Genomic DNA, 19,603 nt, shown 5'->3' with positions numbered 1-19,603 from the left:
TCATGAGGAATGAGCTGGTATGCCGACCGATCGAGCTGTAGGGGCCGGGCCGCCCGTGCGTTTGTGGCGCCGGCGCGGTGACGACGAGGGCTTCACCCTGATCGAGGTCCTCGTCTCGATGGCCGTCATCGGCACGGTGATGGCCGCGGCCGCGCCGTTCATGGTGAAGTCGCTCACCGAGAGCAACCAGCAGCGCACCGACCAGGTCGGCATCCAGGTCGCCACGGACGCCCTCGAACGGGCCCGGGCGCTCGACCCGGCGTCGCTGCTGTCCGGCCGCGGGCTCGCGGAGGCCACCCGGCAGAAGAACGCGGCGCCGGCCGACGTGAAGGCGTACTACGACCACATGGAGGTCGCCGCCGACCCGATGCTGGCGAACACCTCGACCGAGGGCCAGAACGCGCCGCTGCCGACCGTACCGCTGGTCACCAGCTCCAACGGCGTGTCGTACAAGCAGGAGTGGTACGTCGGCAAGTGCTGGCAGAGCAAGGCGACCGCGGCGCTGACCGTGCTGGGCGGATGCGAGAACCGCGACACCACCGCGAAGGCCGCTCTGTACACGGTGCCGTTCTTCCAGGTCGTCGCCGTGGTGAGCTGGACCGGTAACACCTGCACCGACAAGACCTGCCGGTTCATCACCTCCACGCTCATCAGCAACAGCAACGACCCGGTCTTCGACATCAAGACCGCGCCGCCGACGATCGTCGCGCCGCTGCCGCTGACCAGCTACACCGGCACCCCGGTGAACCTCCAGGTCCTGTCCACCGGCGGCAAGCTGCCGCTGACGTGGACGGCGACCAACCTGCCGCCCGGCGTGACCTTCTCGGCTGACGGGGGCAAGTTCACCGGCACCCCGACCACCGCCGGTACGTACAAGGTGACCATCAAGGTGGCCGGCCGGGACAAGCTCTCCGACACCAAGTCGTTCACCTGGACGATCGTGCAGCCGCCGCCCCCGGTGCTGACCACGCCCGGCGACCAGACGAGCCGGACCGGCACCCTGCTCTCCCTGCAGCCGGCGATCACCGGCGGCACCGCACCGATGGTGTGGACCGCCACGAACCTGCCCGCCGGCCTGGTCATCGACGCGGCGACCGGCCTCATCACCGGCACGCCGACGACCGTCAGGACGGCGACGACCACCATCACCGTGACCGACGTCTACGCGCGCAAGTCGACCGTGTCGTTCTCGTGGCGGGTCCTCTCCCCGGTGCAGCTGTACAACGTGCCGGCGCAGAGCATGACGAACGGCACCAACATCGGCACGTTCACGCCGTACGCGTACGGCGGTGTCACCCCATACACGTGGAAGGCGACCGGTCTGCCGGACGGCGCGACGATGGACGCGGCCACCGGCAAGGTCACCGGCGTCATCACGCACGGCACCCGGTACATCACCACCGTCACCGTCACCGACGCGGCCGGCGGCGCGGCCACGATGACCGTGGTCTGCACCGTGAACCCGAGCGGGACGACCGACCTGCGGGTGACCTCGCCCAGCCCGTCGACCCCCGACCAGAGCAGCAGCGTCAACAGCCCCATCACCCCGGTCACCGCCACGGCCCTGGGCGCCACCCCGGCGTCGTACAAGTGGACGGCGACCAACCTGCCGACCGGCCTGACGATGAGCACGGCCGGAGTCGTCAGCGGCACCCCGACCGTGCCGGGCACCTACGTGGTGACCTTCGTCGTGAAGAGCACCGGGACGACGCAAGCGAACCTGATGTTCACCTGGAGCGTGGCCTGATGATCCGCAAGCGCATCGCCGACCGGCTCAACCGCTCGGACGACGACGGCATGTCCCTGGCCGAGATCATGGTGACGATGGGGGTCATGAGCGTCCTCATGATCATCGTCACCGGCGCCATCCTGCAGGTCTACAAGACGGTCAACGCGACGGACGCGCTGAGCACCGCGCAGACCGAACTCGGCAAGGCGTTCCAGCGCTTCGACCGCGAACTGCGCTACGCCTCCTGGATCGCGACCCCGGGCCTGGTCGGCACCACCTGGTACGTGGAGTTCGCCGGACCGGTGGTGACCGGGCTCCCGGACAAGTGCTACCAGCTGCGGCTCGCCACCGTCACCGGGGAGAAGTCCACCGGCGGCCAGGGCGTCCTGCAGCTCTACACCTGGACCAAGGGCTCGCCACCGACGCCCGCGACGAAGGGGCAGACCGTCGCGTCGCAGATCCTCACCACCGGCGTGGACCCGTTCTTCGAGCTCCAGGCCGCCGGCGACAAGCCGTACGCCAACCCGAGCGTGGTCCCCAGCACCGGGATCGTGGGCGGTGACTTCAGGAGCGTGTACCAGCGGCTCCGGATCCGGCTGACCACCCAGGTCGGCGACGGGGACGCCACCATCGACACCACGTTCACCGCCCTCAACTCGGCGGCCGCCATCTCCAGCACGACCACGTCCACCACCGTCACGAACGCCTGCAGCGAAGGGAGGCCGACGACATGAGGAACCCGTTCACCCGCCGCGGCGACGAGGGCTCGATGGCGATGGCGATGCTGGTCAGCCTGGTCGCCATGTCGATCACCGCGGCGCTCGTCCCGGTCGTGGTCAACACGATCGGCGCCACCCGTACGGTCGTCGCGCGCACCTCGGCGCTCGACGTCGCCCAGGCCGGCATCGACGCGGCGCTCGCCCAGATCCGCTCGGCCGGCTCGCTGGTCACCACGGACGGCGTGACGTCGCTGGTCGGCAGCCTGACCGCGCTGCCGCCCTGCCTGATGACCGGGGTCGCGAACCTGGGCCTGGACACCGGGCAGCAGAAGTACAGCGTCGCCATCGACTACTGGGGCCTGCCCGACGACCTCACCAGCACCACCGCGGTGAAGCTGTCGTGCCCGCCGGTGGACGTCCCGACGACGGCGACGCTGTCCTCGACCGGCACCGACTCGACCGGCAAGGCCAGCCGCACGATCGAGGCGACCTACACGTTCAAGACCAACAACGCGAACATCGAGGGCGGCGCGATCAAGCTGTCCTCCCCCACCGTCAACCAGCTCTGCGTGGACGGCGGCGACACGCCCGCGATCGACGGCCCGGTGACCGTGCAGCTCTGCGAGGACGGCGGCAGCGCCCAGCAGCGGTTCACCTACACGAAGGACCTCAACATCCGGCTGGGCAACTCGCAGAGCGGCGACGCCCCGGCGGGTCTCTGCCTGGAAGCGCCGACACCGCACGCGAACAAGGGCTACTTCGTCTTCAAGAACTGTCTCGGCCGCGTCGCCCGCCAGCAATGGAGCCTGAACAACAACTCGGTGTTCCAGGGCACCACCGACGGCGTGAACCTGGACAACTTCTGCATCAACGTCGAGACCGCCGGCGCGCCCGGCCGGCTCTGGCTGAACACCTGCACCGCCACCGCGAACAAGAACATCTTCCGGTCGGAGACCGCGGTCGGGGCCGGCATGGCGTCGGCGGACACCCGGCAGCTCGTCAACTTCAAGCAGTTCAGCCGCTGCCTCGACGTCACCAACCACGTCCCGACGTCCTCTTACATGATCGTCTGGTTCTGCAAGCAGCAGCCGGACGGCCAGGTCTCCTGGAACCAGCAGTGGGACCTCCCGGCGTCGGCGACCACCCTGACCGACGGTGTCAACAAGCAGGAACGGATCCGCACGTACGGCAGCGGCAACCCCGGCTACTGCCTGCGCTCCCCGGGGAACACATCGGGCTACGTGACCATGTCGTCGTGCACGGTCCGCCCCGCGGTGCCGGACAAGAACCTGACCAAGAACCTGCAATGGATCGTGTACGGCGACACGGGCGACTACGCCACCAGCTACCGCATCGTCGACGCGTACGGCTACTGCCTGACGCCGACCGACCTGTCGCTGACCGTCAAGGACACCCACTCCGACGGCACCGCCAAGGTGAAGGTGGCCGCGTGCACCGCCGACGACCTGCAGAAGTGGAACGCTCCGGCCAACTTCAACAAGCCGAACGTGCTCACCAACACCCGCGAGAAGTAACCGCTCACCGCGGGGGCAGGCGCCAGACACCGGGGCCTGCCCCCGGTCGGGCAGGCCAGATAGCGGCCGCTCACCTGGCAGCCGTAGGTCGGCCCGGTCACCACCGAGCCGACGGTGTGGCCCTTGACCCGGACCCACACCCGGCCCTTGTCGCGGGCGTCGGTGCGCAGGTCGGCTGCGCCGGCGACGCAACGGACCGGGCCGCAGCCGGCCACGGAGACGGTGGCGGATTCCGGGCGTACGCCAAGATCGGCCTGACCCGCCACGGACCCGTCGGCGAACCGCAGGGTCGTCGCCCGCCCACCGGGTCCGGTCACCAGGATCCATCCCGCGGCTGCGTCGGTGTGCACGTCCGCGCCCGGGTCGATCAGCCGGCTCCAGATCCGCGTCCCGGTGCGCGCGCCGACGAGTTCGAGGACGGCATCCACCCGCAGGAGCACGCCGCCGGCGGCGAGCTCGAGCGGCACCACACCGGGCGTCTCCACGTGCCACAGCACCCCGCCGCCGGTGACGTCGAGGAAGGTCAGCCGCGGATCGGAGCCGGACCGGGTCATCAGCACCCCGCTGCCCGGATCCAGGGTCATGGTCTGCACCAGCTGGGGAACCGGGGTCGTCCAGAGCGTGCCGGAGCCGTCCAGCCCGTGCCGGCGTACCTCCGATCTGATCGTCGTCCCCGAGCCGTAGGCCGCCGTGTAGAGCGCGTCCGGCGCCAGCTCGAACACCGCCGAGGGCAGGCCGCCGACGGTCAGCACCGGCACCAGCGCCGGCGCGGACGACGCCGAGCCGGCGAGCGAGAGCGTCACCGCGATCAGCACGGCAACCGCGATCACCCACCGCGGGTCCCTCCGGGCGGGACCGCGGTCCGGCACCAGATCAAGATCGATCATCGGTACGGACCCCCTGGCGTCACTCGCCGGGCAGGCGCCAGACGGTGAGCGGTCCGGTCGTCAACTGGCAGGCGAGATACGGAGCGATCATCCCGCAGGTCTGGTAGGCCCCGATGGCGAACGGCCCCAGGGCACGGCGCCCGGTGCCGTGCCGGTCCGCGATCAGCACCCAGGTCCGGCCCAGGGCCTCGGCGTCGGGATGCATCGTCACCTCGCCGATCAACGCACCCGTGGTCCTCTCCCGCAGCACCGACCCGTCCCGCGGGTCGATCTCGGCGATCACCGGGATCTCGCGGCCGGCCAGCACCGTCGTCCGGCCGTCGGCCAACATCCGCACGTAGTCCCACCCGGGAAGGCTCCAGAGCTCCGAGCCGTCGGCCGGGTCGACACCGGACACCCCCTGCACCCCGTCGGTGGCGGGGGACAGGCAGTAGACCGTGCCGCAGAGCTGCGCATAGCTGAACGAGGTGTCCCGGACCTGCCAGTCCCTGGTCACCCCCGGCAGCCGGTAGGCGGTCCGGGTCCGGGCCTTCTCGTCCGACACGATCAGCCGGTCCCCGGTGACATCGACCAGCACGTCGAACGTGTCCGATGCACGGGTCACCCCCAGATCGCCCTGACCCAGCACCGACCCGTCGGTGAGCCGCAGAACCGTCACCCGCCCGTCGAGGCCGGTCACCACCACCCGGTCCGCCTCCTCATCGGAGCGGACGTCCACCTCCGCGCCGACCACCCGGCGCCAGATCGGCGTCCCGGTGCGGATGTCGGCGTAGACCAGCGCCCCGTCGGCCCCCGGGGGCAGCAGCACGCCACCGGCGGTCATGAGGACCGCTCCCGCCTCCGGCGCCAGGTGACGCCACAGGACCGTGCCGTCGGCGGCGTCCAGGAAAGCCAGCCGCTCGCCCGAATTGTCCCGGGCCATCAGGATGCCACCGGTGGGATCGAGCCGCAGGTTGCTCGCGAACTCGGTGATCCCGGCCGTCCACCCCGCACCGCCGCCACCCAGGGCGTACCGGTTGACCTCGGTCTTGCCGGTCTTCGAGGAGAACGTGGTGGTGTAGAGAGCATCCACGCCCACCACGAACCCGGTCACGGGCGCGCCGCTGATGGTGAGCACCTCCCGCATCCCCGGCGGCGGCGGCGCCGCCGCACCGAGGGTGACCATGGCGGCGACCAGCACCCCCACCACCAGCCACGGCCGCAGTGGTGGCCGTCCTCGCCGGACGGGATCAGGCAAGGAACGATCGTCGAGGTCGATCAACGGCACGGCGTCGGGCACGCGTCCGAGGGTACTGGTGACCGCAAGATGGTGACTGTGAGTAGGCTGCCGGTATGTCCTACACGGTCCCGCCGACCCGCACGGCCGCCGTGGTGCGCCAGCTCCGCAACGAGATCGTCACCGGCGAGCTCCCGCCCGGCACCCTGATCAAGGACGCTGAGCTGGCCGCCCGCCTCGGAGTGAGCATCACACCGGTGCGCGAGGCGATCGCCCAGCTCTCGGTCGAGGGCCTGATCGACATCGCGCCCAACCGCACCCGGCACGTCACCAAGGTCACCCAGAAGAACGCCCTCGAGCTGATCGACGTCATGAGCGTGCTCGCCTGCGCCGGCTTCGAATGGGGCGTCGAGAACCTGACCGGAACCCACATCGACCTGATGCGCCAGCGGCAGAAAGAATTCGTCGAGGGCCTGCGCACCGGCAACGTCCTGGCCGCCGCCGCGGCGGGCGCCGACTTCAGCACCATCGTCATCCTGGCCAGCGGCAACCGCGAGCTGCAGTCGATGGTGGACCTGGCGGTCGCCCGCACCAACCGCATACTCGCGATGAGCGAGACCCTGTTCCAGATCTGGATCGACGGCCACGACGAGATCCTCGACCTCCTCGACCGGGGCGACACGGCCGGCGCGACCGCCCGATACCGCCAGATCTACGCCGACTACCGCGCCCGGGCCGAGAGCGAGCTCTTCGACGAGTGACCGTCGGTGGGGTCAGCCTGAAGGGTGAAATCTGTCGTCCGCCCAGGGTAGTTTCCAGGCCATGAAGACCCCGCCGTTCGACGCCGCGCTCGCTGCCGCCCTCACTGTCGCCGGTGGGCGCGGAGAAAGTCTCACCGCTGAGGCGATCCCGCTTGCCCGTACGGAGTCCGCCCGGTTCCGGCCGACCGACGCCGAGCTGGTCCGGGACGGCAGGTTCACGCTCGAGGAACGCCGGATCCCGTCCGGTGTCTCCCTGCTGATCCTGCGGCCCACGTTCACCGAGCCGGTGGCCGGCCTCTACCACTCGCACGGCGGCGGCATGGTCCTCGGCAACAACCGTTCCGGGGTGCCCGAGTTGCTCGACTGGGCGGAGGAGTTCGGCCTGGTCGTGGTCTCGGTCGACTACCGGCTCGCCCCGGAGCACCCGCACCCCACCCCGGTCGAGGACTGCTACGCCGGTCTGGTGTGGACCGCCGAGCACGCGCCTGAACTGGGCTTCGACCCGGCCGAGCTGATCGTGACCGGGGGCAGCGCGGGCGGCGGCCTGACCGCGGCGCTCGCCCTGCTCGCCCGGGATCGCGGTGGCCCGGCGCTCAAGGGTCAGCTCCTGCTCTGCCCGATGCTCGACGACCGTAACGACTCCTTCTCGGCCCGCCAGATGACCGGCGTCGACACCTGGGACAGCGCCTCCAACGAGACCGGCTGGACGGCTCTGCTGGGCTCGGCGCGGGGTGGGGCGGAGGTTTCGCCGTACGCCGCTCCGGCCCGCGCCACCGACCTGTCGGGCCTGCCGCCGGCCTTCATCGACGTCGGCTCGGCGGAGACGTTCCGGGACGAGGACATCGCGTACGCGACCGGGATCTGGCAGGCGGGCGGCGTGGCGGAGCTGCACGTCTGGCCGGGTGGCTTCCACGGCTTCGACCGCGCGGCGCCGGAGGCGGCACTGTCCCGTGACGCCCGGGCCGCCCGGGTCGCCTGGCTGCGCCGCCTGCTCAGCGCTTGACCAGTCGCAGTGCCAGGTGGCGGTCCATGATCGCGGTCAGCTCCGAGACCATCCCGGCGAACTGCAGCAGGAGCTGCGGCGGATAGTGCGCCATGCCGGCCTCGAGGTCGGTGCCGAGGTCGGCGAAGAACTCGTCGACGCGCCGATGGACCTCCGGGGTCGATCGGAGCTTCACCACGCGGCGGTCCGTACGTTCCCGGATCCGCTCGATGTGCCCCGCCTCCTCCAGCCGGTTGAGCAGCGACGAGGTGGCACCGGTGGTCAGGCCGATCCGGCGGCTGAGCTCCGACGGCGTCAGCAACGCGCCCCGGTCCTCCGCGCTGATGATCTGGATCAGCGCGTCGGAGTCGGTGACGTGCATCCCGGCCTGCGAGCCGAACTGCCGGCCGAACTCCCCGAAAGCCCGTCCCCAGGACTGCAGGGCGCCCATGGCCTCGTCCACACCCGCAGCTTCCGCGTCGGTGCCGCCGCTCATGGTGTCCCCTCCCGTTGATGGACAACCTACCAACCCATGGAGTAGCTTGATTATGTAATCATTTGATTTTCAAGCCTTCTGATGGGACCGCCGTGACCGCACCCCGACCCCGTGCCCTCGTCTCCGGAGCGAGCATCGCGGGCCTCAGCACCGCCTACTGGCTCGGCCGAGCGGGCTGGGACTGCACGGTCCTCGAACGCTTCGCCGGCTTCCGGGACGGCGGCCAGAACATCGACATCCGCGGCGCCGCGCGCGACGTCCTCGACCGGATGGGCCTGACGGACGAGGTGCGCCGGCAGAGCACCACCGAGGAGGGCACCTCGATCATCGACGACAACGGCAGGGTCGTCGCCGCGTTCCCGGTCGAGGAGGCCGACGGCCCCACCGCCGAGCTGGAGATCCTGCGCGGCGACCTGGCCCGGGTGATCCTCGACCACCTGCCCCCGCACGTCGACGTCCGGTACGGGGACTCCATCGACCGCGTGACGGACCGCGACCAGCAGGTGGAGGTGCGCCTCAGCTCCGGCCCGGCCGAGCGGTTCGACCTGCTCGTCATCGCCGAGGGCGTCCGCTCCCGGACCCGCGACGCGGTGTTCGGCGCCGAGGTCGGGCGCCGGGAGCTCGGCCTGAACATGGCCTACGGCACCATCGCCCGGACGCCGGACGACGACCGGTGGTGGCGCTGGTACACCACCACCGGAGGACGCCAGGTCACGCTGCGCCCCGACAACAAGGGCACGACCCGCGCCACCCTGGCGTTCACCGACCGCGACCGCGGCCGGAACCTTGCCGAGCTGACCATCGACCAGGCCCGCGAGGCACTGCGGTCCACCTTCGCCGGCGCCGGCTGGCAGACCCGGCGCGTCGTCGACGGTTTCGCCACCTCCGAGGACGTCTACATGGACTACCTCACCCAGATCACCATGCCCACCTGGACCAGGGGCCGGGTCTGCGTCACCGGCGACGCCGCCTGGTGCGTCACCCCGCTCGGCGGCGGCGGCACCTCCCTCGCGATGGTCGGCGGCTACGTCCTCGCGGCATACCTGTCGAAGTCCGGCCCCGAGGACGCCCTGAAACGGTACGAGGAGTGGATGAGGCCACTGGTCACGGCCGCGCAGCAGCTCCCGCCCGGCACCCCGAACCTGTTCTATCCGAACTCCCGCGCCGGCGTCCGAGCCCAGCGAATCGGCGCGAAGATCGGCAGCATGGGCCCCTTCCGCAAACTGACCGGCCGGCTCGGACACGTGGCCAGGACCGACCAGGCCCTGCCCGACATCACGCTCGCGCCCCGATCATGAGCGGGATCCCGCTGATCGCCGATGAGCTGTGGTGGCTGCCCACCAGCGCCAGCAAGCGACGGTGCTGACGGGTGACATCTCGATCAGCTGCCCCGGCGGCCGGCCCACCCCGGGACCGTTCAACGTCGACGGTCACCGGGCCCGCCGGGCACTGACCCGGCTCGTCGCGCTCCGGCCGAGGATCGCCGGCCTCGGCCACGGCCGCCCCCTGCTCGACAACGCCACCGAAGGCCTCCGCGGCGCGCTGACGCCCTGACGTCAGTCGGGCAGGACCCGGGCCACCGGCACGGAACAGTCGATGCCGAGGTTGAAGGTCTCCTCCTCGACGACCTTGCCGCCGACCAGCACCCGGCACCGGAAGTCTCCGGTGCCGGGTGCGGCCGCTATCCCGCTCAAGATGATTTTGCGGGCGTCCGGCTCGACGGTGATCTCCTGCGACCAGGGCAGCGCCACGCTCTCCTCGCCGAGCCAGCCGTCCATGACCCCCGCTTCGACCAGGTCCCGGGAATCGCCGAGGACCGTCGCCCCGGAAATGTCCGTCCCGTACATGAGCATCTTCAGCTCTCCGCCGCCCGGGGAGGAGACCTCCAGGCGCACGGTCCGGCTGTCCTCGCCGCCCCGCAGCACCACGAGCAGAACCCCCACCACACCCACCGCGACGACCAGCACGGCGGCCACGGCCGGCCACCACCAACGCCGCCGACGCGGTTCAGCCACCGGAGAAACACCAAGATCGATATCAGTCACCGAGGCAGCTTAGTGATCAGCCCCGAACGAACCGAACGGCATGAGCCGGATCAGCCCGGGCGGGGTCCGGCACGACTGGCCCTCCATGTCCCGGCCACCTCGGCAAGACGCGCGTCACCGGTGGCCATCAGGTCGGCGTAGACCATCGGCCAGGGGCCATTCTGTACTGGCACCTCGGGGTCTTCCTCATCCGGACGTGGCGACGTCCAGAACTTCCGACGGACGAACACATTGCGAACGCGGTCCGGGTCCGTACTCCAGCGGTTGACGACGGGCAGCTTCTGGTCCACCGAGTCGAGGTAGATGGTCACCGTCGCCGGATGCACGATGCCGACTCCCGCAGCCGTCTCCCCACTGAGACGGACGGGGCCGTCGCTCTGCAGTGGCCGGCGCGGGTCTCCATGAAATCGAGCGAGTTCCAGACGTGGGCCGAGGCCGGTCGGGTAGGCCGCGGTCCACCAGGCCAGCAACTCGTCGAATTTGGTCATTTCGGCCGAGGTAGACAGCAGAAACCCGGCGTCCTCGAGGTGGGTCAGAACGTTGTGCGCCTGGCCCAACGAGGTCCCGGACGCCCGTGCGATCTCCCGGCGCCGGCCACCGACCAGTTCCGGCCAGGCGAGGAGCGCCATGATGACCTGCGCACGGCCGCGACTGAAGAGGTTGGCCGAGGGCCGGGCCTCGCTTGCGGACGGGTACGCCGGCAGTCGAGCACCGGACCCGGTACGTCCCCTGACGTCGATGAACACGTCGCCGAAAGCGATGAACGCGTTTCCCCGCGCATCAAGGAACTGGATGTTCGCCGCACGGAACGCATCGGCGCTGCGACGGTCGATGCGGTCACCGATCACCAGCAGCGGGCCGGACTCCGCCGGCTTGATCCGGGTCAGCGCGGTCAGCGTCATCGACGCCATCATCCGTACCGTGCAGGCAGCGACGTTGCCACCTCGGGACAGCGTGACAACCGCGTCCCCTCCGCTGTCCAAATCCGGCGGGGACGCACCCTCCTTCACGGCGATGCCGAACTCGCGCAAGTGTTCCCGCGCTGACCGCGGGATCCACTGCGAGCCAGGCCCGCCCCCCGTTCGGCTTTTCATGCTGTTCAACTTATTTGAACAAGAGCAAATAATGAACAGAAGCCGGGAGGCAGGACGGACAACGCAAAAAACGCCCGGACCGAAGTCCGGGCGTTTCCGCAAGGGTGGAGCTGAGGGGACTCGAACCCCTGACCCCCACACTGCCAGTGTGGTGCGCTACCAGCTGCGCCACAGCCCCTTGCTTGTTCCCGGTTACCCGGGCACAGGAAGAAATAGTACACACCTCTGGGGAGGCGATCGCAGGGGGTCCTCAGTTCAGCGAGACGTCCGGCGGGAAGTGGGCGACGGCGGCCAGGATGTCGCCCTGGCGGCGCAGGACCATGGCCCAGAGGTCGTCCGGGCGGTGCACGAACGGGTCGCCGGGCAGGGCGTCGAAGACGAACCAGGAGCCGCCGGCGATCTCGTCCTCGAGCTGGCCCGGGGACCAGCCGGAGTAGCCCGCGAAGACGCGGATGCCGGTCACGCTGTCGCGGAGGCGGTCCGGGTCGGCGGACAGGTCGACCGTGCCGAGGGCTCCGGCGACCTGGTGGAAGCCGGAGAGGCGTTTCTTGACCTCGGGGCGGGTGCGGGCGAGGCAGATCGCCGACTCGGGCTGGACCGGGCCCCCCTCGAAGAGGACCGCGGGGTCGCCGGCCAGCTCGCCCCAGCCGCCGAGGACCTCGGCGACGGGGACCTCGGTGGCGCGGTTCAGCACCACGCCGAGGGCACCCCCGGTCTCGTGGGCCACGAGCAGCACGACCGTACGGTCGAAGTTCGGGTCCTTCAGGGTCGGTGTCGCGACCAGCAGCTGCCCGGTCATCGACTCCACGGACCGACCTCCGATGCGCTGCTCTTCACTGAACACAACAGCCTCGCTTTCGCGCCATGAATGGACATTAGCTTGCGGTTCCGGCCACCGATAAGGTCTGCGCGGGAACGAGCGGCCACCCGGGTACGCAGCGCGAGGGGTCCACGCCGCACGGTCGACGTCCGCCCGAGTCCATCACGTCGCATGGACCGGCGTGAACAGATCACCCGGAAGCGGTACACGTACGCGAAAGGCCCTCACCATCGCTGGTGAGGGCCCTTTCGCGTGCGGGGTGTTACTTGGTGATCTTCACGCTGTAGTTCTTGACGGACGAGGACTTACCGACCTTGTCCGTCGCCGAGTAGGCGATCTTCAGGGTGCCCTTGGTGACACCCTTGATCCCCAGGCTCCAGCGGCCCTTGGCGTTCGGGACCACGCTGATGACCTTGGCCCTGGCCCGGGCGTTCTCGTAGGAAGAGGCCTTCACCCACGACGTGCCGGTGTAGTAGTACCACTTGCCGGACCGCTGCTCGACGAGCTTGACCTGGACCCGGGCAACCCCGGAACCGAGGTCGAACGCGACGCCGCCGACGCTCTTCCACGACGTCACCCGCTCGGGGTGACCCGGTGCGGACAGGGCCACGGCCGGGCGGAAGACGTCCGTCACGACCTTGACCGAGCCGGCGGTGACCGTCGTGCCCGTTCCGGCCGCGTTGACCGGGGTGACCTTGACCGCGAACGTGCCCGCCCGGGTGTACTTGTGCGTCACCGAGGTGGTGCTGGGCGCGACGGTCGAGGTCGTGCCGTCACCCCACGCGATCGTGACCTTGGTGGCGCCACTGACCCGCGTGAGGCTGAGCTTGACGGACTGGGTGGCCCAGATCGCCGTACGGTCCAGGGTGAATCTTCCGTTCTGAGCCGTCACCGCGACGACGGAGAACGTGGAGAACCCGGCCTGCGCGGTGTTGCCCGCCTCGTCGGTGAGCGCGACCGAGACCTGGAAGCGGCCCGCCTTGGCGTACTTGTGGGTCGCGGTGGTCGTACCGGCCGCGAGGGTCTCCGGCGCGGTGCCGTCACCCCACGTGACGACCCGGGTGACGGCCGCGGCCGCGCTCGTGTCGTCCGCCAGGGCGAGCTGGTCGAGCCGCACCGACTGGCCCGGCCAGAGCAGGGCCGTGCTCAGCCGGAACGTCCCGGTCGGCGCGGTGGTGTCGAGGACACCCTCGCGGGACCGGGGCGCCGGGTCGGCGGTGATCGGCGAGTACGCGGCGAAGTAGTTGACCAGCATCGTGAGGTCGTTGTCACCGGTGGTGACCCGGTTCGTCCCGGTGCCCAGGGTGGTGAAGTTGTCGCCACCCGCGGCGAGGAACGAGTTCGACGTGACCCGGTACGTACCGGCCGGGTTCAGCACCGTCCCGTTGAGCTTCAACGAGGAGGCGATGATCTTCTCGCCGCGCGGCTTGCTGAGGTCGTAGGAGTAGACGAGCCCCTTCGACGAGCCGAGATGAAGCACCGGCCGGGAAGCACCGGCCGGCTGCCACTGCTCCTCGAGCACCTGCTTGATCTGGGCGCCGGTGAGCGTCTGGGTGACCACGTCGTTGGCGAACGGCTGCACCGCGAACGCGTCCGCGTACGTGATCGTGCCGTCGGTGCCGTACTTGAGGTCGGCCCGCAGACCACCGGGGTTCATGAAGGCGATCTGCGCGCCGCCACGCCCCGCCGCGCTGGTCTGGTCGAGCTGGACGTCGGCGATGAAGTTGCCCATGACCGACTCGACGCCGCGGTCCTCGCCACCGGCCGCGGTGACCCCGCGCTTGATGTCCCCGGTGATCGTGCCGAGCGGCTGCTTGCCGAGCTCGGTCGCGGTCTCCTTGGCCTTCGCCACGATCGCGGCGACCTCGGGGTCCGGGGTGTATCCGGTGACGTCGAGCAGCTCGGCGGTGGACGCGGTGACCGACCCGGTCGCCGGGTCGAACGTGAGCGTCGCCCGGCCGAGCTTGACGCCGTAGTCCTCGGCCTGGATCACCGGACGGGTCCGGTCGGTGCCGGGGACCGGCACCTCGAACGCGTACGGCTGGTGGGTGTGACCGCTGAGGATCGCGTCGATGTCGGCGCTGACCCGGGTGAAGTCCCCGAAGACCGGGTCGGCGACCAGGTCGGCGGCCGAACCGATGTGCTCGGCAGCCGCGCCCTCGTGGGCGAGCAGCACCAGCACGTCGGCCTCACCGTTGGCCTCGTCGCCGTCGGAGAGCTGCGTGGCGAGCGTGTTCGTCTCGGCGATCGGGTCGCGGAACTCGACCCCGGCGATGCCGTCCGGGCTGACCAGCGACGCGGTCTGCTCGGTGACGACGCCGATGTAGCCCACCTTGACGCCGCCCACGGTCTGCACGGTGTAACCGGGCAGGACGCGCTGTCCGTCCTTGTAGACGTTCGCCGCGAGGTACGGGAAGTCGGCCCGGTCCTCGACGCGACCGAGCAGGTCGGCGAGGCCCTTGTCGAACTCGTGGTTGCCGACCGCGGCGACGTTCAGGCCACCGGCGTTCAGCGCGTCGATGGTCGGGTTGTCACCGTCGATCGCGGAGATGAACGTGGACGCGCCGATGTTGTCGCCGGCCGACACCCACGCGGTGTTCGGGTTCTGCGCGCGCAGCTGGTTGACCATGCCGACGAGCTGGGCGGCACCGCCGACGCCGGTGGTCGGCGACTCGAGCCGGCCGTGGAAGTCGTTGATGCTCAGCAGCTGCAGGTCGACCGGGCCGGCCGCCTTGGTGTTCAGGCCGATGACGACCGGGTCGTGGTCGCTCGCCCGGTAGGGACCGTCGTCGTAGAACGGCGCGTAGCCGTCGTACTCGTACGCGAAGGACTCGACGGAGTTGATGTTCCAGATGTCGACCCCGGTGACCCGCTCGGCCAGCTTCGGCGTCGCGAACGCGTGGTCGAGGGAGCCCGACTCGCCGCCGAAGACGTAGGAGTTCTTCCCGGGCGCGAACGTGCTGTGCAGGTCGGTGTAGCCCTTGTCGTAAAGGACCTCGAGCGGATCTTCCTGGGTGTACGCGTTGAAGTCGCCCAGCAGGATCGTCTTGTCCGTGCCGCTGTCGGTCTGCACGCGGTCGACGAACGCCGCGAGCGCGGCCGCCTGCCGGGTCCGGTCGCCGTTGTAGGCGCCCTGCCCGTCACCGGTGTCGACGTTGTCGCCGGTCGGGGCCACCGAGGCGCTCTTCGACTTGAGGTGGTTGGCGACGACGGTGAAGTCGATCGTCCCGGCGGTGAACGTCTGCGCGATCGGCTCCCGGGCGTTGGCCCACACCGTCTCGTCACTGACCGAGCGGGACGCGCCCTTCGGGGTGACCGCGGCCGGCTTGAAGATGATCGCGGTGGTGATGAAGTCCTGCTCGGTGGCGCCCGGCAGCTCGGCCGGCGAGCGCACGTAGTCCCACGTGCCCGCGCCGTCCTTCGCGTTCAGCGCGCCGACCAGGGTCTTGAGTGCCAGCTGGGGGTCGTTCGCCTCGAAGCGGACCGAGTTCTCGATCTCCATGAGCGCGACCACGTCGGCGTCCAGCGCGGTGATCGCCGAGACGATCTTCGTCTGCTGCTTCGCCAGGGCGGCCGCGGTCGTGGCGCCCCGGGCGTCGCCACCGAAGTGGACGAAGTAGTTCAGCACGTTGAAGCTCGCGACCCGGACGTCGCCGCCGACGTCGACCGGTGCCGAGGTACGGGCGTTGGTGTCCGTGAACGTGGTCCGGTTCGCGGGCGAGGTGGTCGCGTCGACCGGGGTGGTCGGCTGCAGGCGCCACTCGTCGAACCCGTACGCCAGCACCGTGGGCCCGAACGCGGCGACCGTGTCACCGACGCGCAGCGGCTCGTCCTTGGCCAGGTACGGCGGGGCGATGTTGCCGGTCGACAGGTTCGTGGTGCGGCCGTCGTCGAGCAGGATCCGGCCGAGCTTGTTGCCGGCCTTCACCTTCGCGGCACCCTCGGAACCGGGGCGGGCCACGTCGGTCGGGATCAGCGCGGGCTTCGCACCGGCCGCCAGCACGATCTCGCCGTACCGGTTCGTGTTGTAGACATCGGAGACGGTGTACGCACCGGCCGGCGCGACCAGCATCGACTCGACCGACTCACGGGCCGCGTCGTCGAGCGGCAGCGTCAGCGCGACCGGGGTGGGCAGCGTGGCGTCGTGCGAGCAGACCTGCACGTCGGTCTTCGCCGCGATGGTCAGCTCGGTGAACGCGTTGAACTCGCTCGCGGTGGCGGTGACCCGCACCAGGTCACCGATCGCGACGGACGGCTGGTTCGCCGCGGACCCGTACACGAAGATGCCGTCGGAGGCGGTGCCCGCGGCGACCGTACGGCTACCGCCACTGCCCGCGGTCTGGATGTAGACCCCGTTGTAGCCACCGGTGCGGTGGTCAGCGGTGACGACACCCTCGACGGTGACCTTGGTGCCGGCCACCGGAGTCGCCGGGCCGTCACCCTGCACCTGCGCGATCGTGTGGGTGACCGTCGCGACGCAGCCGGTGGACGGCTCCTCCGGATCGGTGGGCGGCGGTGTGGTACCACCGTTCAGCGCGCCGAAGCTGTTCGGGGCGGCCTCGCGCCAGGTCCCGTCGATCTTCTGCAGCGAGTACCCGACCGGGGTCGCGTTGCTCTCGGCCACACCGATGTCGACACTGGTCAGCAGCGTGCCCTCGTAGCTGAGGAACTCCGCCACCGTGCCGTCGGGCCGGACCAGCGCCACGCCGTCCGGCGAGCCGTTCTGGACACCGTCGGCCGGGTACGTCTGCACGACGACGCCGGCGGCCGGAACCACCGCGCTGAGTGTCTTCGTGTCGTACGCCGCGTTGTTGGCGCCGTTGTAGAGAACGACCTTCCAGCCGGCCAGATCGAAGCCGACCGGAGCCTGAACCTCGATGGCCTCGCCGCTGTCGGTGCCGACGTTGTCGTAATGGATCTCACTGATGAAAGGGGAGACCGGGTCGTCCGCGGCTGCCGCGGGACCGGCAAAACTGAGACCCAGGGCAGTGACCAGGGCTGTTACGCCCACAGTCCGCCCAGCGGGCAAGTATCGACGCATCGAGATTCTTTCCTCCGAAGCAAGGTGATCCGCCGGATCATAAAGCCCTCGGATGACAATGAATACTCGTTCAGGTTGTCATTCGGGTAACGGATAAACATTGTTCGGTTTTGTACGCCCTTTTCCTCCACATAAGACATCGACCATTCGGTGACCCGGGGGTGGCCCGGCGTACCGGCCACCCCCGGGTGCGGCTAGGACTGGCGGGTCAGGTCGAAGGTCGCGCCGGCCTCGGAGGCGTTCAGCACGACCGTGAGCGCGCCGGCCGGGAGCACGCACGTCACCGTACGCTCGGGGAACGTGCCGGTCGGACCGCAGCGGCGGACACCGTTCGCGTCGAAGATCGACAGGTAGGCGCCGCCCGTACCCGCGGTGCGCTTCCAGGTGAACGTCTCCCTGGCGGCATGCGCATCGGCGGGGACGGCACGGCAGACCGAGAAGTCGTCCCCGCCGGTGGTCAGCGCCGAACCGTCGAACACCGGGCACGACGGCGGGCCGTCGACCCGCAGGAAGCGGGCCGCGACCGGTCCGGGAGCCACGCCCTCCTGCTGCGAGACGACGGCGACGTACGGCGCGGTCCCGGTCAGCAGGCAGCTGGTCTGCCACAACTCGTACGAGGAATCGCAGAGGTACTGACCGGTCGAGTCGTAGACCTTCGTGAGCGGGTACCCGGTGCCGGCCGGGACGAGCTCGACGACGCGCTGCCCGGTCGACTGCGGCAGCTGGACACAGAGGACCTGTCCCGGGTCGGTGAACACGCCGCGGTACAGCTCCTGCGCCAACGGCGGGCACCCGGAGGGCCGCGGCGGCAACAGGCTCACGACGTACGAGAAGTCGTTGTCGATGACCCTGCTCGTGACCTGGGCGGACAGCACCAGCGTGTAGTCACCGGCCGCCGGGAACGCGCAGTTCGCGGAGTCGTCGCAGAGCCGGTGCCCGGTGCTGTCGAACACCGAGGCACCCATCCGGTAGTTCTCGTCGTCGAACGCCCGGATCTGATAGCTGCCCGGCCCGGGGATCCGCAGGGTCCGGCAGCGGACCGGCGCGTAGGCCCCGGCGGGCGGCTCGTTGAACCCGCCCGGCTGCACCACCGGACACCCCTGCGGCGTGCTGAGACTGCGGATCTGCACCTTGTACGTCTCGTCGGCGCTCTCCGCATCCCACTGCTCCAGGTACGAGACCACCCGGTACGTGCCATCGTCCGGCAGCAGGCACCCGGTCTCCTCGCTGTAACCGGCGCAGAGCACCTCACCCGCACCGTTCACCACCATCGGGTAGACGTCGTTGTACCGGGTCGGCGCCGCGTACACGACGACCCGCTGCCCGGCCGCACCGGAGAACTCCTGGCAGTTCGTCTGCACCGGGGACGTCTGGTGCAGCAGCTCAGCCGCCTGATCCCAGCGCAACGACGCCGTGGTGGTGCACCCGGCGGAGCCGGTGAGCGAGGCCACCGCGATCTGGTACGTGACCGGCTCCCAGTCCTGGTTGCTCGTCACGATCGTGTAGTCGCCGGCGGCCGGGAGCTGACAGGCACGCAGGCTCGCGTACTTGTCGCAGATCTCCTGACCCGCCTCGTCGTAGAGCCGCCACCAGATCGACTGGTCGTTGTGGATCCGGACCACGACCCCACCGGCGGAAGACGCATGGAGCTGATGGCAACCGACGGCGTTCCCGCTGTCGAGAGTGCCGGTGCCGACAGCGCCACACCCCGTCGAGTGGGAGATCCGCGCCATCCGGAGCGTATACGTGACCGGGTTGCTGTACAGCTCGAACACCATCAGGTGGTACGGCCCCGGCGTGCTCAGGGTGCAGGCATAGGCATCCTGAACCGGGCAGACCGGCTGGTAGTCGGCATCCAGGATCTGCCCCCGCACATCGCCGCTGTCCGACGCACCCGGAGCGAACATCTGCAGCACACTGCCGACCGGCTGGTCGAACGTGTAGCAGTCCCCCGCCGCCCCCCGGGCCAGCTCACCGGCATGACCCGCCGACGAGAACGAGAAGAACCCGTCCCCGAGCGTCCGGCAACCCGACGGCGTCCGCTGCGACTGCACCGACAACGTGTACGCCATGTCACCCGAGCTGTACGCCAGCGCGACCACGACGGTGTACGTCCCGGCGGAGCCGAGCTCACAGCCACCCGGATACGACCCGTAGTAGCAGAGATAGTTCCCGGCGGTGTCGTACACGGCCGCACTGACACTGTCGGTCTCATCATTGTTGGCGGTCTCGGTGACAGCCCCGTAGAGCACGTCCCCGTCCACGCCGGTAGTCACCG

At 69.9% G+C, this 19,603-nt stretch carries 14 protein-coding genes and 1 tRNA gene; 7 read left to right on the top strand and 8 right to left on the bottom strand.

Annotated features, from left to right (window positions below):
- Positions 1-55 precede the first annotated feature (55 nt).
- Genes ACIA6A_RS31635 through ACIA6A_RS31625 form a run of 3 tightly spaced genes read left to right on the top strand, consistent with a single transcriptional unit; the run spans position 56 to position 3,983 of the window.
- On the top strand, positions 56-1,747 hold the full coding sequence (locus ACIA6A_RS31635) for a putative Ig domain-containing protein (protein ID WP_396101620.1): 1,692 nt from the start codon (positions 56-58) through the stop codon (positions 1,745-1,747).
- Positions 1,747-2,463 carry a PilW family protein gene (locus tag ACIA6A_RS31630; RefSeq protein WP_396101619.1) on the top strand — a complete coding sequence of 239 codons (717 nt, stop codon included), beginning with the start codon at positions 1,747-1,749 and terminating at the stop codon, positions 2,461-2,463. The genes ACIA6A_RS31635 and ACIA6A_RS31630 overlap by 1 nt, the downstream gene beginning before the upstream one ends.
- Entirely contained in the window at positions 2,460-3,983 is a 1,524-nt protein-coding gene (locus ACIA6A_RS31625; RefSeq protein WP_396101618.1) for an RICIN domain-containing protein, read from the top strand. The genes ACIA6A_RS31630 and ACIA6A_RS31625 overlap by 4 nt, the downstream gene beginning before the upstream one ends.
- 906 nt (positions 3,984-4,889) lie before the next feature.
- Here ACIA6A_RS31625 and ACIA6A_RS31620 read toward each other — a convergent pair.
- Positions 4,890-6,149 carry a PQQ-binding-like beta-propeller repeat protein gene (locus tag ACIA6A_RS31620; protein ID WP_396101617.1) on the bottom strand — a complete coding sequence of 420 codons (1,260 nt, stop codon included), beginning with the start codon at positions 6,147-6,149 and terminating at the stop codon, positions 4,890-4,892.
- Between the two features lie 53 nt (positions 6,150-6,202).
- On the opposite strand from ACIA6A_RS31620, the gene ACIA6A_RS31615 reads away from it, so the two are divergent.
- Entirely contained in the window at positions 6,203-6,847 is a 645-nt protein-coding gene (locus tag ACIA6A_RS31615; RefSeq protein WP_396101616.1) for a GntR family transcriptional regulator, read from the top strand.
- 61 nt (positions 6,848-6,908) lie between these two features.
- Positions 6,909-7,850, top strand: a complete 942-nt coding sequence (locus ACIA6A_RS31610; RefSeq protein ID WP_396101615.1) for an alpha/beta hydrolase — start codon at positions 6,909-6,911, stop codon at positions 7,848-7,850.
- On the opposite strand, the gene ACIA6A_RS31605 is transcribed toward ACIA6A_RS31610, so the two are convergent.
- Positions 7,840-8,325, bottom strand: a complete 486-nt coding sequence (locus ACIA6A_RS31605; protein WP_396101614.1) for a MarR family winged helix-turn-helix transcriptional regulator — start codon at positions 8,323-8,325, stop codon at positions 7,840-7,842. The two genes, ACIA6A_RS31610 and ACIA6A_RS31605, sit on opposite strands and share 11 nt — an antisense overlap.
- 92 nt (positions 8,326-8,417) lie before the next feature.
- On the opposite strand from ACIA6A_RS31605, the gene ACIA6A_RS31600 reads away from it, so the two are divergent.
- Both ACIA6A_RS31600 and ACIA6A_RS31595 read left to right on the top strand, forming a co-directional pair.
- Complete coding sequence (locus tag ACIA6A_RS31600; protein ID WP_396101613.1) at positions 8,418-9,623, top strand: FAD-dependent monooxygenase; 1,206 nt, start codon at positions 8,418-8,420, stop codon at positions 9,621-9,623.
- A 31-nt stretch (positions 9,624-9,654) separates the two neighbouring features.
- Positions 9,655-9,879, top strand: a complete 225-nt coding sequence (locus ACIA6A_RS31595; RefSeq protein WP_396101612.1) for a hypothetical protein — start codon at positions 9,655-9,657, stop codon at positions 9,877-9,879.
- A gap of 2 nt (positions 9,880-9,881) precedes the next feature.
- On the opposite strand, the gene ACIA6A_RS31590 is transcribed toward ACIA6A_RS31595, so the two are convergent.
- From ACIA6A_RS31590 to ACIA6A_RS31565, 6 genes are all read right to left on the bottom strand, one after another.
- Positions 9,882-10,340, bottom strand: a complete 459-nt coding sequence (locus ACIA6A_RS31590) for a hypothetical protein (protein WP_396101611.1) — start codon at positions 10,338-10,340, stop codon at positions 9,882-9,884.
- Positions 10,341-10,420: 80 nt separating this feature from the next.
- A complete protein-coding gene (locus ACIA6A_RS31585) occupies positions 10,421-11,272 on the bottom strand; it encodes a type IV toxin-antitoxin system AbiEi family antitoxin (protein ID WP_396101610.1) in 852 nt (283 codons plus the stop codon).
- A 297-nt stretch (positions 11,273-11,569) separates the two neighbouring features.
- Positions 11,570-11,642: transfer RNA gene (locus tag ACIA6A_RS31580), tRNA-Ala, on the bottom strand.
- A 72-nt stretch (positions 11,643-11,714) separates the two neighbouring features.
- Positions 11,715-12,263, bottom strand: coding sequence for a YqgE/AlgH family protein (locus ACIA6A_RS31575; RefSeq protein ID WP_396101854.1), 549 nt, complete (start codon positions 12,261-12,263; stop codon positions 11,715-11,717).
- A gap of 283 nt (positions 12,264-12,546) precedes the next feature.
- Positions 12,547-17,325 (bottom strand): ExeM/NucH family extracellular endonuclease, encoded by a 4,779-nt coding sequence (locus ACIA6A_RS31570; protein ID WP_396101609.1) that lies wholly within the window; start codon positions 17,323-17,325, stop codon positions 12,547-12,549.
- A gap of 194 nt (positions 17,326-17,519) precedes the next feature.
- Positions 17,520-19,601, bottom strand: a complete 2,082-nt coding sequence (locus ACIA6A_RS31565; RefSeq protein ID WP_396101608.1) for a hypothetical protein — start codon at positions 19,599-19,601, stop codon at positions 17,520-17,522.
- Positions 19,602-19,603 lie beyond the last annotated feature (2 nt).

Source organism: Actinoplanes sp. NPDC051494 (assembly GCF_044454705.1).
GTDB lineage: Bacteria > Actinomycetota > Actinomycetes > Mycobacteriales > Micromonosporaceae > Actinoplanes.
The sequence above is the reverse complement of the archived record's forward strand: the minus strand, read 5'-3'. Positions and strand labels throughout refer to the sequence as shown.